The organism is Granulicella sp. L60 (assembly GCF_009765825.1).
Lineage (GTDB): Bacteria > Acidobacteriota > Terriglobia > Terriglobales > Acidobacteriaceae > Edaphobacter.
In genome coordinates this window covers 581,103-598,231 of sequence record NZ_LMUR01000010.1, presented here as the reverse complement: position 1 = coordinate 598,231, position 17,129 = coordinate 581,103, and the positions used below count along the sequence as shown (strand labels likewise).

The following is a 17,129-nucleotide window of genomic DNA, read 5'->3' as shown; positions in this document are numbered from 1 at the left end:
AAACACCAGACAAGCGTTGGAGATGCCTCAGAGAAAGAGACACAGAAACGAGGAACACTTCTCTTGCTTAGGAGGTGGGAAGGAGCGTGCGGTGCTTGTTCGAGAAACGGCGAAGGATGGCCTTGCGGGCGGGCGTCTCCACGAAATGAAAGACAGCAAGCGACAGCACGATCAAAATCGCGTAGGAGAGCCAGGGGTCAAAGGCCAGAAGATGAAGGCGCTCCGGCACATGGTAGATGTGGATGAGCTGGAAGACGTTAAAGTGAAGAAGATATAGGCAGTAGCTACTCTCTCCCACCAGAAGAAGAGGACGCCAGGAAAACAGTGCGGAGATCGGGTGCGGTCCGCTGAGACCAAGCACAAGCGCGGCGAAGATAGGCGTCAGAAGCCCACCATGCATGAGAAGGTATGGCGTACGGTTGACTTGGGTGTAGAAGAAGATACCGACGGCAACAAGGCTAATGGCACAGAGAACAGCTCGCTGACGCGGTGTGAGGGTGATGGCAAGTTGAAGTTTACCCAGGGTCACGCCGGCCAGGAAGGTGCACACGTAGGGGAGCGGCGTGTACTTCAGGAAACGGATAAGTTGCGTGGAGCTATAGCGATCCACAGGCCCGACGATGTGGTCTGGGTTGATCCAAAGGTAGAGCGAGTGAGGAATAAGACCGATGGCCCAGAAGATGAAGAGAAGAAGTATCAGGTTCAACGGCTTCTTTGGCCACGGCGCTCGAATGACCCAGGGAAAAGCCGCGTAAAGGACGATCTCGCTCGATAGCGTCCAGGCCACGGTGTTCCAGAAGGTCGCAACGGATGGGCTCCAGCCTTGGAGAACCAATGGCGTGAGGATCATTCCCTGCCAAAACTCGAAGTGGGATCGAGCGTGCCACTCCTCCTGCACCATGCGAAAGGAGAGCACCAGGACGAGAAGATAGACGGGATAGAGCCGGGAAAACCGAGCGAGCCAGAACTCGCGTTTGACCAGAGTTTTGGCGCGGTCGGCGTAGTTATAGGTGAGCACGTAGCCCGAGATGATAAAGAAGGCGCCGACAAAGACGTACCCGTTATCGATGAAGGGATAGAGTATCCCGAGGTGTGGCGGGGTGAAGTGAAACAGGATGATCGCAAGTGCCAGCAGGGTTCGTATCCCGGTAAGCGCGGGCAACGGCGGCTTACGAGTGGAGATCTCCGCGGGCTTTGCAGCCGGGGCTGGATGCTGCGCGATCTCCGGTTCGAGAGTGCCGATGTTCACAAGGTTCTTCCTGCCTGTGCGGGATGCAAAAGAGTGTGCAACTGTTCTAACGCTGTTTCAGAAGATTTGACGTGTCTTAACCTGAGATAGATGGCTTTTTATGCGCAGTTTCTGACGGGCGCGAACCGAAGACGCCTTGCAAAGGGAGAGCAAACGCATCAGGCGGTGACGAGCGAGCCTATCTTTTCGCCGCTGACGACGCGAACGATGTTTCCCTGCTCGCGCATACTGAAGACCATCATGGGCATATTGTTATCGCGGCAGAGGGAGACGGCCGTCTGGTCCATCACGCGCAGGTTGAGGCGCATGATGTCGTTATAAGTGATCTGGGGCAGCTTGGTGGCCTCGGGATCGAGTTTGGGGTCGGCGGTGTAGATGCCATCAACGGAGGTCGCCTTGAGGAGGATATCGGCCTTGATCTCCATGGCGCGGAGGCTGGCAGCGGTGTCGGTGGAGAAGAACGGGTTGCCGGTACCGGCGGCGAAGATGACGATACGGCCCTTCTCGAGGTGGCGCATGGCGCGGCGGCGAATATACGGCTCGGCGACCTGGTGCATCTCGATGGCGGACATGACGCGGCAGAAGAGGCCGAGCTTTTCGATGGCGTCCTGGAGAGCGATCGCGTTGATGACCGTAGACAGCATGCCCATGTGATCGGCGGCGACGCGGTCCATGTCGATGGCCTGCTGGGCCACGCCGCGGAAGAAGTTACCTCCGCCGACGACGATGCCGATCTCGCAGCCCAGGGCATGAACGGCGGCGATCTCTGCGGCTACTTTGTGAATGAAGATGGCGTCGATACCGAAGCCGCGGCCTGCAGCCAGGGCTTCTCCGGAGAGCTTGAGGAGGACTCTTTTGTACATGTCAGTTTTTAGTATCGCACGGAGCAGGGCAAACGACGGAGGGGCACGAGGAGCTGTCGCGCGGTACTCCCCACCCCGTCGATATGGTGCAAAGTCTTCAGGAAACGAGACTTAGCTTTGGACTTGTGTTAGGAGCGGATAGCAGGCGCATTTATGCGGGATGCGCCGGAGAGCTGGTTTTGTCAACTGACGCGAACTTATAACCGACGCGGTCCTGCCAGACGGGCCTCCTGCGCGGAGGGCGGCCATTCCCTGGCTTTTTTTCTTTTGCCGGAACGGGGGGTGAGGGTCCTCCCGTTGGTCGAATGAAAGTGGGCTTCATGCGCACGAAAGCCCGGGCCGGTGGCTCGGGCTTTCGTGTTTTTGGAGTAATTACCGGTTAGGCGGAGGCTTCTTCTGTCGCTGCCTTGGTCTGGGCTACGGTCCAGTCGGGAGCGCCGACCTTGAAACGGGCGAAGCGGCGAACGCTGATGTTTTCGCCGAGCTTGGCGACCTTGGTGGCGATGAGCTGCGCGATGGTCTGCGTGGACTCCTTGATGAAGGGCTGGTCGAGGAGGCAGAACTCTTCGTAGAACTTGGCGAGCTTACCTTCGAGCATCTTCTCTACGATGTTCGCGGGCTTGCCGGAGGCTGCAGCCTGGGCGCGGTAGACGTCCTTCTCGCGCTCGAGGTCGGCTTCGGTGACATCCTCGCGGCTGACGAAGCGAGGATCTACTGCGGCGATGTGCATAGCCACATCGCGGAGCAGCTCCTGGAAGTCTTCGGTGCGAGCGACGAAGTCGGACTCGCAGTTGAGCTCGAGCAGAACGCCGATCTTGCCGCCTGCGTGGATGTAGGTGCCAACAGCGCCTTCATTGGTGGTGCGGCTGGCCTTCTTGGCAGCCGACGCCATGCCGCGCTTGCGCAGGACGACGAAGGCGTCTTCCATATCGCCCTTGGCTTCCTGGAGGGCCTTGAGGCAGTCGCCCATGGGGGCGCCGGACTTTTCGCGGAGTTCCTTGACGAGTTTTGCGTCGATCTTTACCTGGGTTTCGCTCATGGGTGTGTTCGCAATCCTTTTGCTGATGATGCAGCGTGAGTGTTACTGGGTCGTTGACGCAGAAAGAGCGTGGCGCCGAATTCGCTTTCGCGGGCAGCCACGCTCCCTCAGAGTGGGTGTTCGTGGCCTGAGCTAGACGGCGGCCTGGGCGGAGATAGCTTCGGTCTCGGTGTCGGGCTCGCTTGCAGCCGGAGCCTTGCGGATGTTGCCGCCGAGGACCGCTTCGAGGTCGACCGTCTCGTCGTCTTCGGTGGAGGCTTCGGCGATGCCGGCGGACTCGTGGACTTCGAGGTCGGAGGCGACAGTCTCGCCGTCTTCGCCGATGTGCTCGGGGGAGACTTCGAGAGGCTGAACGTCAGAAGACTCGGTCGCGAACGCCTTCTCGGAGACCATCTGGACGCCTTCGTAGGCCGAATCAGCGATCTTCGTGGTGAAGAGGCGGATGGCGCGGAGGGCGTCGTCGTTGCCGGGGATCACATAGTCAACCACAGTCGGGTCGCAGTTGGTATCGACGACCGCGACGACCGGGATGCCGAGCTTGCGGGCTTCTGCGACGGCGATGGCTTCGTTGTTGGAGTCAACGACGAAGATGGCGTCGGGAAGACGCTTCATGGCTTTGATACCCGAGAGATTGGTCGAGAGGTGCTTCCGCTCGCGCTCGAGCTTGATGACTTCCTTCTTGGTGAGCAGCTCGTAGCGGCCGTCGGTGGACATGTCGTCCAGTTCGGCGAGGCGCTTGACGGACTTCTGCACGGTGACCCAGTTGGTCAGGAGACCGCCGAGCCAGCGGCTGTTGATGTAAGGCATGCCGGCGCGGGTGGCCTCTTCGGCAATGGCGTCCTGTGCCTGGCGCTTGGTGCCGACAAAGAGGACGAGCTTACCGGTGGAGGTGAGATCGGTGACGAACTTGGAAGCCTCTTTGAACATCTTGAGGGTCTTCTGAAGGTCGATGATGTAAATGCCGTTACGCTCGCCGAAGATGTACTCCTTCATCTTGGGGTTCCAGCGCTTGGTCTGATGCCCAAAGTGAACGCCAGCTTCGAGCAGTTCTTTCATTGTGATATTTGCCAATGTAGCTCCTTAGTGAAGACAGCCGGAACCGTGGTGCCGGTGCCTGGATTGATCCTCCGCCTGACGAGACAGGCTCGGGAGATTTGACTCCTAGCCTCATGCAACAGCCGCGTTGGCGGATACCCATGAGGGTGATGCGATGGGTGCCGGAATCATCATCCGACACCCATTCAAACTGTGCGGGCCTTGTCTCGAAGGAGAGAAAAGCAACAGCAGAGAAATCTGCTGAAGAGCTTTCTATCGCTTGGAGAACTGGAAGCGAGCGCGAGCGCCCTTCTGGCCGTACTTCTTACGCTCTTTACCACGCGAGTCGCGGGTAACGAGGCCTTCTGCCTTGAGCGCCTTGCGGAGCTCGGGGTTGAATACCATGAGCGCGCGTGCGATGCCGAGCTTGACTGCGTCGGCCTGGCCCATAACGCCTCCACCCTTTACGGTGGTGATGACGTCGAAGGTCTCGCCGATGTCGGCGATGCCGAGCGACCGCTTGGCGGCGGCGCGCTGCTGTGCGGTGACGAAGTAGACGTCACACTCTTTTTTGTTGACGGTGAATTTGCCGCTGCCCGGACGCAGGAAGACGCGTGCGATGGAGGACTTGCGACGGCCGGTTCCGTAGTACTGAATCAGATCTGCCATGGTGCTCCTTGAACTTGATAAAACCCGGGGGCTGACGCCCCATTCTTCGTTATCTCCCGCAGAGCAGGAGGGGGACGCTTAGCCTTCGAGTGCGTGTGCCTGGTGGGTCGGCATCATCACCTTGGACTTGCTGGTCTCGCTGATCTTGGGTGCGTTGGAGGCATGGAAGTCCATGGCTACAGGCTGCTGCGCGATGTGCGGATGCTGTGCGCCCTTGTAGACCTTGAGCTTGGTGGCCATCTGGCGGCCCATCTTGTTCTTGGGAAGCATGCCCTTGACGGCCTGCTCGACGATGGCTTCGGGGCGACGGGCGAGAAGCTTGATGAAGGACTCTTCGCGGAGACCACCGGGAAAGCCGGTGTAGCGGCGATAGAGCTTCTGGTCAGACTTGAGGCCGGTCAGCACGATCTTTTCGGCGTTGATGATCACAACGTGATCGCCCATGTCGATGTAGGGGGTGTAGAGGGGGTTGAGCTTGCCTGCAAGGACGGAGGCGGCCTGCGTGGCGAGACGGCCGAGGGTCTTGCCGCTGGCGTCGAGCACAAACCACTTACGCTTAATATCTTTGCCGCTCGGAATAGTAGTGGACATCGTTGAGATACTCCCTGATTCTGCCGTCTTCAGTGTTCGGCGTGGTGCATGAAGAAGATGGTGCCGGTTGATAGTTCGTGAACGATCTGAATTTCTATTGCTCCAGACAAAGCGGATTGGCGATGAAAAGGAGACTTCCCCCTTCCAAACGCGCGGAGACGACCGCATGACCTGGACTACGCACAAAACCTATGGGATGGGTGCTTCAGGGGCGGCTGTATGGAAAGCTGCTCCCCAGTGGATCCACCACGGATGCCTCGGGACCGTACCTCTCCTGGGAACAATAAAGACACAGGCGTACAGACGCGAGACTGCGCGAGATTTAAGGATAATGGCAGTTCGAGGGGAAGTCAACGACGATCTGATACGATTTGCCCATCGATCTGTGACATATACGATCTGTGATCTAAACAGGGTGGAAGGTGGGTTTGATGAAGGATAGTTCGCCGGGTTTCCTGGGGAGACGAAGCAATCTCTGGCTTGCAGTCATTTTTTCGGGATTTGTAGTCCTCTACGCCGGCGTCTTCATCCTAAGGCCTGACCAACTCTTCGCGGACGATACCTACTTCTATCTCCAGGTGGCTTGGAACTTCGCCCGGGGGATGGGGAGCACGTTCAACACGATCATGCCCACCAACGGTTACCACCCCCTGTGGATGCTGATCTGCACGGCTGTCTATAAGGTTGTGCCCGCAAAGATGGCGGGGATGCACGCCATTGCAGTGGTGGTGACGCTGCTGGATGTGCTAATGCTCTGGACAGTCCGGCGGGTGACGAAGCGAGTCGCCGGAGATCTGTGGATCTTGGCGTTTGTGCTGTTGATTCCATTCAGCTTCCTGTCGCAGCTTGGCACGGAGGGGGCGCTGAGCGCGTTTCTTCTGGCGCTCCTGATGCTGACGGCGTTCGAGATGATCCCGGCTCCGACGACAGGATCGGCGCTGCGCTTCAATCTCGTCGCGACGATCGCCGTACTGAGCCGGCTGGACAATATATTTATCGTCGGATTCGTCTGGCTGGCTGTGTGGATAGCGCTAAAGGGAGATGCCGGGCGCATCGGGCGCCGGTTGCAGCTGATGATGCTGCCCATCTATGCGCTGTTCTGGGGCGGATATCTTGCGTCCAACTGGATCAACTTTCATACACTGCAGCCGATTAGCGGCCTGCTGAAGAGTAAGAGCGCAAGAGCCCACTCGCTGGCTCAAAATCTGCCGCATACTGCCTTGTTTGCGCTGACGGTGATCTTCATCTGCCTTCTTGTAGTGGCGCTGCGGAAGCGGGACACGTTCTTTCGCGTGGTGGAGGTGCCGTTCTTTCTCGGCATACTCTGCCATGCCGCCTACATCGTGCTGCGCATGTCCAGTGAGACGCGCTGGAGCTGGTACTACACCAGCTGGATCCTTCTGGCTGCAGTTCTGCTCGCACGGGCAGGGTCGGTGGTGATGAGCCAAAGGCAATGGCTTGTCATGCCTGTGGCGGGCGTGATCGTTGTGCTCCTGGCATTTGGCTGGGTGCGATTCAGCTACATTCGATGCTATCGCGCGCCAGCCGGAGGACCGCCAGCCTCGTTCAACGAGACGGTGTTCAAGAAGGCCGGCATCCACAGAGCGTTCTCCTACGATCAGCCGGGACTGCTCGGTTACTACACGGATCTGGAGATCGTCCCTCTGGATGGGCTGATGGGCGATGTGAACTTCCAACACGACCTTGGAGCGAAGGGCATCAACGCCATAGCCGCAGAAGACCATATCGACGGATTCATTGGGCCGCCTGTCCCCTATAACGAATCCGATCGAAACGACTTTTGCGAACAGCTCTTTCTCTCTGCGGTGGAGCTGCACTGCACCCCGGCTGGCGCAGGCTGGTGGCAGGCTACAAGCGCCGACATCTACTCTCGGGTTCCCAGCGCTCCGGCAGGCACGCTTCAGCTCAATCCGGATCAGGTTGTCTGGACTCAGAAAAACTGGATGACGGTTTGGAGAATCACTCCGGCCGGAGAGCGATAGCGCGACTCTCAAACATCCACCAACCGCAGCGCTCGGCTAGTGTTCGAGCTGGATCTGACTAGGCTGCTGGCCAAAGTTGACCTGCAAAAGACGCGGGATAGGCTGCTTGGGATGGCGGCGATGTGGTGGCGCGCCGGGAGCAACCGGGTCCAGGCGGTAGAGGATGAGCAGGTTGCGGTCCGGGTCGTCCATGGCAGGAAAAGCCGCGACGCGCTGGAGATGATACATGGGGGCGAGCGCCTCCATCTTGTCGTCCTCGACGTCGTTCCAGGCGACGTACCAGCCCGGACGATAAGCGCGGACGCGGACGGCGAGGTCCATGGTGCCAAAGTCGTCACAGATGGAAGGCAGCCCGGTCATGAGTGACAGATTGGAGCCGCTGATGGAGAGAATCAGCGGACTGTGCGCCGGGTCGGAGGAGATGATCTGGTGGATCTTTTCGGCAGCATTGGTAAAGGTGTAGTCCGGGTGGCGGACGAACTGAATGGTCTGGCGGCCGTCGCTGATGGCGGCCACGACGAGGGCAGCCGCGATCGCTCCCATGCCCAGGCGGCCAAGGGGGTTGATGAGGTGACTGCGCAGACCTGTCCACACACTCTCGAAGACGACGGAGACGAGAAGCGTGAGCGGAACAGCGATCACCAGGTAGTACCGTGGCTGCAGGTTATTGTGATACGCAAGGAATGCCGCATACCCGGCAGCCCACAGCAGAAGCGCAGGAATGAGCGGGTTGCGCAGCAGACGCGGACGAAGGATCAGTGCGGTAACCGCAGCAAGGATGGCCAGCGGGTAGAGGATACTGCCCATCCAAAGTCCGTCGGTGATCGTGTCCGCAAGCACGGAGAGCGCAGTGGCCGGGGTGATGCCGGTGTACGCGTTGGCACTAAAGAGATAGTGGTAGTCCTCGAGAAAGTGAGGCCGAACGATGAAGACGTAGTAGCTGAGCCACGTGACGCAGGCGAGGACACCAGCGGGAGCACCCATTCGCAGAAACGGGCGTAGACGGTACCCCGCGCGAGCCCATAAGATCCAGGCGATGGAGGGGAGAAGAAAGATCGCGGTGGTCTTGGTGAGGACCATCAGCGGAAGCAGCAGGCCAAGCGCAACCAGAGGAAGAGCCTGGCGTAACAGGGTCGGAGGGGGAGCCGTGTCAGTTCCCTGCACCGGCGGCGTTGCGTACGAGGCAGCCAGAAGTGCGAGAAGCGTGAGGAGAATCAGCAGAGGCTCCAGAATGGCCAGCCGGGTGAAGACATAACAGAAGGGGCTGACGGCGAGCAGGAGAACGGCTACCGATGGAGCCAGGGAGATTCTCGGCTTGCTGGCGGAAGAGGCAGCCCAGCGGCGCAGAAGCAAGTAAGACGAGAGCAGGATAAGAGCAAAGATGCCGACGGTGAGAGCACGCGCCGCATCGAGACTAACTCCGGTGAAGTGAAAGAGCGCACCCTCCAACACAGGCCAGACAGGGAGTGCGGCAGCGGGGTTGAAGTCTCCGGGAACGTACCAGTGGCCGCGCTGGAAGTGGCGAATGGCGCCATCGCCGTACCAGCCCTCGTCGGTGTACTTGGCCCAGTCCATCCACGGGGAGTGGTTCGGAAAGTCGGCGCTGAGATGGAGAGCATGAAAAGAAAGGAAGATCGCCGCGACGAGGAGGAGAGAGACCTCGAGGATTTTGAGCAGACGAAGCGAGCTGGGGCCTGGGTGATTCATAGTTGCAAATACTTAAACGCAGTTTTGTCGTGAGAGTTCAGAGTATTACAGAAGTATGACGATGATGGCGTGAAAGGAGTTGCAACGAGGGCACCAGCCTCATCCGGTCATTTTCTACTGGGATGACTGCTGTACATCCATAGGAACGGAGTTCGCAACCTCTCTGCAGACCTCATCGGCGGTCGATCGCGGCACAAGCAGGAAGTGGCGATCGGTTGAGTTCACATTTCTAAAGTCATAGCGGGAGCAGATCTGCCAGTCTTTGAGCGGGATGTAGTTGCCCGCCGTGGTGATCCAGGCCTGATCGAGAAACATAAAGTCCGGGTGATCCGCAAAGCAAGCCGCCGTGCGCGCATCGGATGTCATGCGGGCCTTATCTCTTCCGTTCACCAACCCGGCTACATCACAGATATTGGCCCCGGTAAAGTAGCCAAGATAGCCGATATCGTAAGCAACTCCGCGTTTGCCCTCGAAGTGTTTGAGGTGATCACCCTCGAAGCTCGTCAAAAGAGTGGAACGATCTCTGAGCATCGGATACATCGCCCTAGATTCAAAGGGCATCGCGATAAGAAGAAGTGCGAGGAAGCAGTAGACGAGTCTTGAATCCCAACGATTTGCAGAGAGCGTGGGTAGGCTCTTCGTCATCTCGAGGATGTTCCAAAGAGTCGAGAAGAAGATCGCCCAGACGAAGTAACGTGCACCCTGGATCTGCTGCCCACGCACGGCGGCGAGCGCAAACAAGACCGGAAAGACGAGGTTGGCGAAGAGGCTCGTCATAGAAAAACGGCCTGCACGCGCTAACAGGAAGATCGTCAAAAACCAGAGAAGGAACATCCCCGATCCAAAAGACAACGATCCTGCAAGAATCTCGCTGGTCGCATAGAAAGCGTAGTGCCAGCTCGCGACACCGGTTGACTTTGCCAACGCAGTGTCAGGAACGATGAAGTGCATCTTGATCTGGATATACAGCAGAGCCAGAAGCCCCCCCAGAAAAAGATGGCTTCCGCTCAAGACGCGCCAGAAGCGCCGACCCATCTTGCCACTTCCCGCTGGAGCAAAGAGTCCCTTCCAGGCAAGAATCGCTAAGGCAACACCGCACAGCAGAATAAGTTCGAGACGCAGCAGAACCGCGAAGAATCCGAGCACAACGCAAGCCATATATTGCGGCAAAGCGATCTCGTCAAGAGACGATTGACGCGACGTGATCCAACAGATCGACGCCACAAAACAGAGGACAAGGCCAGTCTCCATGCCGTCATCCAGCCACCGAACCGACGAAGGCGCAACGAGCACGAGCATCAGAATCAAGCCAAGAGCACGCACCTGTGTGGACTCTCGCGGGACCGAACGCAGAAAAAAGATCGCAATGCCCACTATCAGCAGCAAGTGAACAAAACTCGAGACAAAACGCGGAAGATTCGGAGAGTGGGAGAAGATCCTCAGCAGAGACAGCAGGTAGACATAGAGAAGACTCGACGCTCCATAGTTCGCATGCACCCCGTCGTAGCTGATCAGATGAGTCTGGAGCAGATTGCTTGCGTATCGCAGGTGGATGAAAGCGTCGTCCTGAACACCCGCCCACGAGAGAAATATCCACGCGACCAGCCACAGCATCAGAAACGCAGTCGCCAAACCGAAGGTTTTATTGGTCAACATAATCCCTCTTCCAAGATCGAAAGAACTAAGACGAGACAATCTCCCTACTCGTAAGAGAGAGCATCGATAGGATCTTTGCTTGCTGCCTTGAGCGCCGGATAGAGCGCCCCAAGGATCGCCCCCACGAACGCAATAAGCACGGACTTCCAGACATAGGGCACGTTGATGACGAAGTCCAGCGTGGGAAAGCGAGCCTCAAGCGCCGCACTCAGCGCGAAGCTGGCCAGGATGCCGACGAGGATGCCGACAGTCGCCAGCACCCCAGTCTCACGAAGCACGATGCCGACGATGTACGACCGCGACGCCCCCATGGACTTCAGGATGCCGATCTCGCGTGTGCGCTCCATCACAGCCGTATACATGGACTGGAAGATGACCAGGAAGCCGATGACCACAGCGATCCCGATCACCACGCGCAAGCCGATGTTGAAGCCAGGCAACGCGCTTGGCGTCATCGAAGAGAGATACTCATCCGTCGTAATGACGTTGTACTGGCTCATGCCGGAGGTCGCGAGAATGGACTTGCGAACCTCCTCCTCATACTTCGGTGGAGCTTCAGTCTTCAGATAGAACGCAGTAGCCTTGCCCTCCGTGCCGGTCAGCGTGCCCATGGTGTCGATAGGGATGAACTTGCGCCCACCCTTGCCATGCTGCACGATGCCGGAGATACGGAACGGATGGTTGAGAATCTGCAGCGTGTCGCCCACCTTCTTCCCCGCGCCGATGTAGTCGTCCACGATCACGTCGTTAGGCCCCTGGAACGGCCCGCCGGAGAGAAAGACAAACGGCAGAAGACCGTCGTAAGTCTTGAAGTCGATGCCGTAGATGTTGTCGAGCGACGTGGTGATCTGAATGTTCACCGGCGCGACGACCTTGATGTGTGGAATCTGCGAGAGAACCTCGGCGACCTTGATCGACGCCCCGGCCGGGCTCATGCCGATAAAGTTATTGGTTGTGCTGGGTCGGACGAACATGTCCATGCCGATGCCGTTGGTGCGGTCCTTGAACCCATTGAGCTTGCCCATCAGGATGGCGGTGATCGACAGAATCATGATCACCTCAATGGCAATTGCGAGGCAGCTGATGAGCGACCGCAGAGGACGATGGACGAGATTGCCGACAACCAGTTTATTCATACCTCTAACAGTGTATGGGAGAGCACTGCCGGCCCAGCCAACGCCTGAGGCTTAGCTCTCCGGCGTGGGCGCAGTAGCCAGCCGGTTCGGAATAGCGCGAATGGGCGCGGCACGTTTGATGAAGATGCCCTCCGGACCGATCAGGAAGGTTCCGATGACGGGCATGAGATAGGCGGCTGTCAACGCGGCGAAGACGATGCCGATCACGGTATAGCCAAGCATATAGACAATGCCCCCGAGACCACCCTCCGGGGCATTGTGGGCATAGAGGAGGGCGACAAGCAGCCCCCACGGCGCTTGGCGAGTATCGCCACAGAGAGAATCGAAGACTGTAAAGAGAGCGATCCAAAGAGCGGGAGCAACCAGAATAATGCTCGTCCATCCCATCAGGACGTATGCCTCCGCGGCGGGCGAAAAAGAAACGCCGGTCGTCGTATCGTCATCCGCGAGGATCCCGATATCATGGGCATATCCATTTCCCTGGTTCGATATAGGCTTACTCTTCCAGATGAAGTGAGGAATGAGATTGAGGAAGTCCTCTTCGAGCGGACCGTAGCCTGCGAATGAGCTCTTGGACTTATTAGCGATCAGGGCATCGTCAATAGTTACAGACTGAAGTCGTTCGAAGAACCCCTGCGGCGTGTTGTACCAGGAGTATTGATACTCGGAGGCGTTATCTTCGACGGTCTGCAGGTAAAGTTCGCGAACATCTCCCAGGTGCGACATCAAACCGAAGGCAACCTTAAGGTTCGTCGATATCGATTCCTCGCGGAACGTCCTTCCGTATTGGGAGTATGGAACAAGATAGTGAAAGCTTAAAAAGACCGCTACAGCGCCCAGAATGATCTGCTTGACCGTGATTCTGTAACGCTGTGAGGATGCGGCGAGCATCCAGCATACAAACGGCGTGAAGATACCTTGCTTGGAAAAGCCAAAGATCCCCTGAAGAAACATGAACGATCCCGCCACCAGGACGGGAAAGCTAAAGGCCTTTGTTCCTCCGGAGCGTCGAATCGCATGAATCGTGCCAAGAATCATGGCCAGCGGCAGGAACTGATTCATCTGATTAAGCGCACTCAGGACCGAGCCGCTGCCGGTGGGGAGAACCATCAGGCAGATAGTCAGCCCCAGTCCGACGACCAGGCATCCGACCGTCGCCCTCTGTACGTTCTGTTCATTAATCAGGTTTCCGAGAATCGGACGCGTTCGCGTCAGCTTTCGGCTGATGACCGCTGCCGCCAGCATCGAAGTCATGCAGCCTAGATAGATAGACATCGTCAGCAGCGGAGCCTGCAGGTTCGACTCTGCCGGTTCGCCGAGAATCGCCTTCCACGTAACCCCGATGATGAAGCACAGGGTGGCGAAGAAGAAGACGTACGATCCTGAAGGACGTGTAAACCCGCCGCAAACATTGAAAGCCAGGGCCGCAACTAAGATAAAGAGAAAACTGAGGAGCGAAAACGTAGGGTCAGTCTTTTCAATCAGCTGGGCGATGCACAGCGCCGACGCGAAGTAAAAGGTATAGACGAAAGAAATGCGTTCAGGAAAAGGGAGGCGCACTCGTTATCCTTGCTCCGGGGTGGGGCTACTTCGACGTTGGAGGCCAGTCGCCACCAGTGCCCATGAGAGTCATATCTGAGTCACAAAGACCCCTGTTGGCATTCGACGCAGGCTTCTGCCGATCATATCGTCGGGTAGCTGTCTAGTCAAAGCTGATGGAGACTCGATTACGCCCGTCTGCTGGCTCTGCAGAGCAGGCCGGAATCAAGAGAGCTACTCAAACAAGAAAGCGCCTTCCGCTAAGGTATGTTTGAGCAATGGTGGCTTTAGAGACGAAAGGCTCTCTGCCCGCATCCTCGATGCGAGGACGAGTGCATCAACTGGACTCCCTGCGCGGACTGGCAGCGGTCACAGTTGTATGCCACCACTGGGACCGTGCGCTCTGGGCTAATCGTCCGTCCTGGCCTCTCATCCCGCTGGTCTCTGGCTATGAGGCGGTCATCCTCTTCTTCGTCCTAAGCGGCTATGTGCTCTCTCTGCCAGTCTGGCGAGAGCGACAGCCACCCTATCCCGAGTACCTTGTGAGGCGAGTTTGCAGGATCTACTTGCCCTATCTGGCAGCTTTAGCTCTGGCTATCGTCGGGTGCTACTTCTTTGGAAACTCTCTTCTGCCGCTGACGCCCTGGTTTTATGAGACCTGGCACACTCCCCTAAGCCCTCAACTGATCTTCCGGCAGATACTGATGGATCCGGGGCCACAACTCAACACTGCGTTCTGGTCGCTCCGATACGAGATGGAGATGTCCCTCATCTTTCCGTTCGTGTGTATGCTGATGCTCCGAACAGGGCGCTACTCCGGAATATTCCTGATATTGGCTATCAAAGCAGTGTCCCATGTTCTGCTAGGCAGCCGCTTCGGCCAGAGCCACTGGATGCTGACCCTAAGCTACAGCGAGTTCTTTATAGCTGGCGCAACGATCGCACGCGCGCAGGAACCGCTGAAAAGACTGGTCAGCCGGATGAGCCAGCCACCCCTCTGGATAACCCTCACCCTGACCGTGATCACATACTTCTACATCGCAAGTTTTTCGAACAATGCGGGGAACTACGAGATGGTCGCGGTCTGTTGCCTGATTATCCTTATCCAGGATCCCAGAATGCACCTGGGGTTACAGAGTCGTGCCGCCGAATACCTGGGACGCATCTCTTACAGCTCCTACCTGGTTCACGGAACCGTTCTGTTCACTCTGCTAAGCCTCTTGTACGGCAAGATCCCATTAGCATGGCTGGCTGTTATCTACGGAGCAGCAACGCTGGTCATCTCGCACCTGTTCTGCGTCTTTCTGGAAGAACCTTCGCAGCGCCTTGGCAGACGTATCGGAACCCATATGCGAGAGAGAAGATAGAGCAGTCCTAGGTCGAGGCGATGCCCACATTGGGAAGGTAAAAAAAAATCGAAAACCTGTCGTACTTTCCGCACCCAAAAAAGCTGCCGCTAGCGAACCACGTTCCACCACGCTAACCACCACAACTCACCAGCAAGAAACCACGTCTTGCATCCGCTTTTTGCCAAAAAACCCCTGCAAAAACGCCTATCCACCACGCTCAGAAAAAAGCACACCGAAAATCCACCTTCAACCCTTTTCAAAGTGCAAGTCTGCTCGCTCAGATGCAGAGTCGCGTTCCCGAAAAACAGCCTTCCGCACAGATTCGATTGGACTTAGCAAGTCTGGTTCCCACTCGCAAAACGGCTGCGGAAGCGCAAAAGTGCTTTGACTTGGAAAAATTACTCATCTATTCTTCGAGCAACCGGAACGAATGGAGCGCATGGAACGATTCTGCGACGAACTGCGATGGGAGCGCGAACGGCGACAGGTCTCGATCGACACGATCTGCGAGGAGACCAAGGTATCGTCTCGCCATCTGCTGGCCCTGGAGGCAGGAGAGTACGACGCGCTACCCGGCGGCGTCTTCCGCAAAGGCATTGTTCGCAGCTACTTAGCCGCTCTCGACTTGGATGAGGCCACGTGGATCGAACGCTTTGAAGCGAGCCTGCGCGAGCACGGCAGCGCAGCTACAAGCGGCGAAGACTGGGCCGAGTTCGCCGAGAACGTACGCAGAAACAGGGCAGCATCGGAGTCCGGCACCGGACTACGCTGGGCCGGCGTGGCCATGATGCTGGCGTCGCTCGCTGCGCTGGGCTGGGGCGTATGGCATCTCGCACTGCATGGACGCCTGTTTTAGATTCCTTCGATCTGTCTTCTAAATAGAAGATCGAGCAGCTTACAAGCTCGACCAGTCCCGTTGAATGCCGTATATCGCCACTGAGCGGCGCAGGTTCGCCAATGGGTGCTGGGCTTTGCCCCCATCGGCCAGGCATAGGTAAAATGGAAAGGTTATACGCTGCCCGGGCTAAGTGTCCGGCAGGCACTCTGTGGAGGATTAGTTTTGGCGACACGCGACCGTTTTCTATTTACCAGTGAGTCAGTAACCGAGGGGCATCCGGACAAGATTGCGGATCAGATCTCCGATGCGATTCTGGACGCCTGCCTGGCGCAGGATCCCTATAGCCGCGTGGCGTGCGAGACGCTGACCTGCACAGGTCTGGTGGTCATCGCCGGCGAAATCACGACGAAGGCCTATGTAGACTTTCAGAGCCTGGTGCGCGGAACGGTTGCGGCGATCGGGTACGACAATGCGCTGTATGGCTTCGATTCGAACACCTGCGCGGTGATCTCGACGATCAACAAGCAGTCCGGCGATATTGCCATGGGCGTCGATACCGGCGGCGCGGGCGACCAGGGCATGATGTTCGGCTACGCCACCAACGAGACCCCGGAGCTGATGCCGACGCCGATCTCGCTGGCGCACAAGCTGGCGCATAAGCTGAGCGAGGTTCGCAAGTCCGGTCTGATGTCCTACCTGCGACCCGACGGCAAGAGCCAGGTAACCGTTGAATATGACCAGAACCACAAGCCGAAGCGTGTGGATGCGGTCGTGATCTCGACCCAGCATGCCGAGAACGTCGGAAATGACGAGTTGCGCGCGGACATTCTGAAGCACGTCATCCAGGCTGTGATTCCCGCAGAGCTGCTGGACCAGGATACGAAGTACCACATCAACCCGACGGGCCGGTTCGTGGTCGGCGGACCGATGGGCGATACCGGTTTGACGGGTCGCAAGATCATCGTGGACACGTACGGCGGCATGGGACGGCACGGCGGCGGAGCGTTCAGCGGTAAGGACGCTACCAAGGTCGACCGTTCGGCAGCGTATATGGCACGGTATGTGGCAAAGAACATCGTCGCGGCCGGGCTCGCAGACCGTTGCGAGGTGCAGCTTGCCTACGCGATCGGTGTGGCTGAGCCGGTGAGCGTTCTGGTGGACACCTTCGGCACGGGTAAGGTCGATGAGTCGAAACTCGAAGATCTGGTTCGCAAGAACTTCTCACTGACGCCGAAGGGCATCATCGAAAGCCTGGACCTGCGCAAGCCGATCTTCAAAGCAACCGCTGCTTACGGCCACTTTGGCCGCAAGGGCGACAGCTTCACGTGGGAGAAGACCGACAAGGCTACCGCTTTGAAAGAGCAGTCCGGCGTGAAAGAGACAGCTGCAAAGTAGGCTTTAGGACAGATTTAACGAGAAATGGCGGGCCTTCGGGCCTGCCATTTCTTTTTTTGC

At 57.7% G+C, this 17,129-nt stretch carries 13 protein-coding genes and 1 pseudogene; 4 read left to right on the top strand and 10 right to left on the bottom strand.

Annotated features, from left to right (window positions below):
- Nucleotides 1-67: 67 nt before the first annotated feature.
- The 6 genes and pseudogenes from GSQ82_RS05715 to rplM all read right to left on the bottom strand — a co-directional run.
- Nucleotides 68-1,249 (bottom strand): acyltransferase, encoded by a 1,182-nt coding sequence (locus tag GSQ82_RS05715; RefSeq protein WP_158791058.1) that lies wholly within the window; start codon nucleotides 1,247-1,249, stop codon nucleotides 68-70.
- Between the two features lie 158 nt (nucleotides 1,250-1,407).
- The gene (gene pyrH, locus GSQ82_RS05710) at nucleotides 1,408-2,112 is read right to left on the bottom strand and encodes a UMP kinase (protein ID WP_158791056.1); all 705 of its coding nucleotides are present in this window, start codon (nucleotides 2,110-2,112) and stop codon (nucleotides 1,408-1,410) included.
- 379 nt (nucleotides 2,113-2,491) lie between these two features.
- Entirely contained in the window at nucleotides 2,492-3,151 is a 660-nt protein-coding gene (locus GSQ82_RS05705) for a translation elongation factor Ts (protein ID WP_158791054.1), read from the bottom strand.
- Between the two features lie 132 nt (nucleotides 3,152-3,283).
- Complete coding sequence (gene rpsB / locus GSQ82_RS05700; RefSeq protein ID WP_158791052.1) at nucleotides 3,284-4,222, bottom strand: 30S ribosomal protein S2; 939 nt, start codon at nucleotides 4,220-4,222, stop codon at nucleotides 3,284-3,286.
- Between the two features lie 237 nt (nucleotides 4,223-4,459).
- On the bottom strand, nucleotides 4,460-4,855 hold the full coding sequence (rpsI, locus tag GSQ82_RS05695) for a 30S ribosomal protein S9 (protein ID WP_020712730.1): 396 nt from the start codon (nucleotides 4,853-4,855) through the stop codon (nucleotides 4,460-4,462).
- Between the two features lie 180 nt (nucleotides 4,856-5,035).
- Nucleotides 5,036-5,446, bottom strand: a pseudogene (gene rplM / locus GSQ82_RS05690) (50S ribosomal protein L13); the annotation flags it as partial.
- Nucleotides 5,447-5,877: 431 nt separating this feature from the next.
- Between rplM and GSQ82_RS05685 the strand changes: the two are divergent.
- Nucleotides 5,878-7,449, top strand: a complete 1,572-nt coding sequence (locus GSQ82_RS05685; RefSeq protein ID WP_158791048.1) for a hypothetical protein — start codon at nucleotides 5,878-5,880, stop codon at nucleotides 7,447-7,449.
- Between the two features lie 36 nt (nucleotides 7,450-7,485).
- Here the strand turns inward: GSQ82_RS05685 and GSQ82_RS05680 are convergent, their stop codons facing one another.
- The 4 genes from GSQ82_RS05680 to GSQ82_RS05665 all read right to left on the bottom strand — a co-directional run bounded on the left by GSQ82_RS05680 (nucleotide 7,486) and on the right by GSQ82_RS05665 (nucleotide 13,508).
- The gene (locus GSQ82_RS05680) at nucleotides 7,486-9,156 is read right to left on the bottom strand and encodes a hypothetical protein (RefSeq protein WP_158791046.1); all 1,671 of its coding nucleotides are present in this window, start codon (nucleotides 9,154-9,156) and stop codon (nucleotides 7,486-7,488) included.
- A gap of 114 nt (nucleotides 9,157-9,270) precedes the next feature.
- Nucleotides 9,271-10,812 carry a hypothetical protein gene (locus GSQ82_RS05675; protein WP_158791044.1) on the bottom strand — a complete coding sequence of 514 codons (1,542 nt, stop codon included), beginning with the start codon at nucleotides 10,810-10,812 and terminating at the stop codon, nucleotides 9,271-9,273.
- A gap of 44 nt (nucleotides 10,813-10,856) precedes the next feature.
- The gene (locus GSQ82_RS05670; RefSeq protein WP_174243037.1) at nucleotides 10,857-11,948 is read right to left on the bottom strand and encodes an ABC transporter permease; all 1,092 of its coding nucleotides are present in this window, start codon (nucleotides 11,946-11,948) and stop codon (nucleotides 10,857-10,859) included.
- Nucleotides 11,949-11,999: 51 nt separating this feature from the next.
- Nucleotides 12,000-13,508 carry a hypothetical protein gene (locus GSQ82_RS05665; RefSeq protein ID WP_158791042.1) on the bottom strand — a complete coding sequence of 503 codons (1,509 nt, stop codon included), beginning with the start codon at nucleotides 13,506-13,508 and terminating at the stop codon, nucleotides 12,000-12,002.
- A 311-nt stretch (nucleotides 13,509-13,819) separates the two neighbouring features.
- Between GSQ82_RS05665 and GSQ82_RS05660 the strand changes: the two genes are divergently transcribed.
- The 3 genes from GSQ82_RS05660 to metK all read left to right on the top strand — a co-directional run bounded on the left by GSQ82_RS05660 (nucleotide 13,820) and on the right by metK (nucleotide 17,069).
- On the top strand, nucleotides 13,820-14,854 hold the full coding sequence (locus GSQ82_RS05660) for an acyltransferase (RefSeq protein WP_158791040.1): 1,035 nt from the start codon (nucleotides 13,820-13,822) through the stop codon (nucleotides 14,852-14,854).
- A gap of 412 nt (nucleotides 14,855-15,266) precedes the next feature.
- Nucleotides 15,267-15,692 carry a RodZ family helix-turn-helix domain-containing protein gene (locus tag GSQ82_RS05655; RefSeq protein ID WP_158791038.1) on the top strand — a complete coding sequence of 142 codons (426 nt, stop codon included), beginning with the start codon at nucleotides 15,267-15,269 and terminating at the stop codon, nucleotides 15,690-15,692.
- A 204-nt stretch (nucleotides 15,693-15,896) separates the two neighbouring features.
- Nucleotides 15,897-17,069, top strand: a complete 1,173-nt coding sequence (gene metK / locus GSQ82_RS05650) for a methionine adenosyltransferase (protein WP_158791036.1) — start codon at nucleotides 15,897-15,899, stop codon at nucleotides 17,067-17,069.
- The last annotated feature ends 60 nt before the right edge of the window (nucleotides 17,070-17,129 follow it).

What these genes read in the sequence shown, in the direction of transcription:
- GSQ82_RS05705 (WP_158791054.1), bottom strand. Translation starts at nt 3,151, where the DNA reads ATGAGCGAAACCCAGGTAAAGATCGACGCAAAACTCGTCAAGGAACTC.
- GSQ82_RS05670 (WP_174243037.1), bottom strand. Translation starts at nt 11,948, where the DNA reads ATGAATAAACTGGTTGTCGGCAATCTCGTCCATCGTCCTCTGCGGTCG.
- GSQ82_RS05675 (WP_158791044.1), bottom strand. Translation starts at nt 10,812, where the DNA reads ATGTTGACCAATAAAACCTTCGGTTTGGCGACTGCGTTTCTGATGCTG.
- GSQ82_RS05685 (WP_158791048.1), top strand. Translation starts at nt 5,878, where the DNA reads ATGAAGGATAGTTCGCCGGGTTTCCTGGGGAGACGAAGCAATCTCTGG.
- GSQ82_RS05680 (WP_158791046.1), bottom strand. Translation starts at nt 9,156, where the DNA reads ATGAATCACCCAGGCCCCAGCTCGCTTCGTCTGCTCAAAATCCTCGAG.
- rpsI (WP_020712730.1), bottom strand. Translation starts at nt 4,855, where the DNA reads ATGGCAGATCTGATTCAGTACTACGGAACCGGCCGTCGCAAGTCCTCC.
- GSQ82_RS05655 (WP_158791038.1), top strand. Translation starts at nt 15,267, where the DNA reads ATGGAGCGCATGGAACGATTCTGCGACGAACTGCGATGGGAGCGCGAA.
- pyrH (WP_158791056.1), bottom strand. Translation starts at nt 2,112, where the DNA reads ATGTACAAAAGAGTCCTCCTCAAGCTCTCCGGAGAAGCCCTGGCTGCA.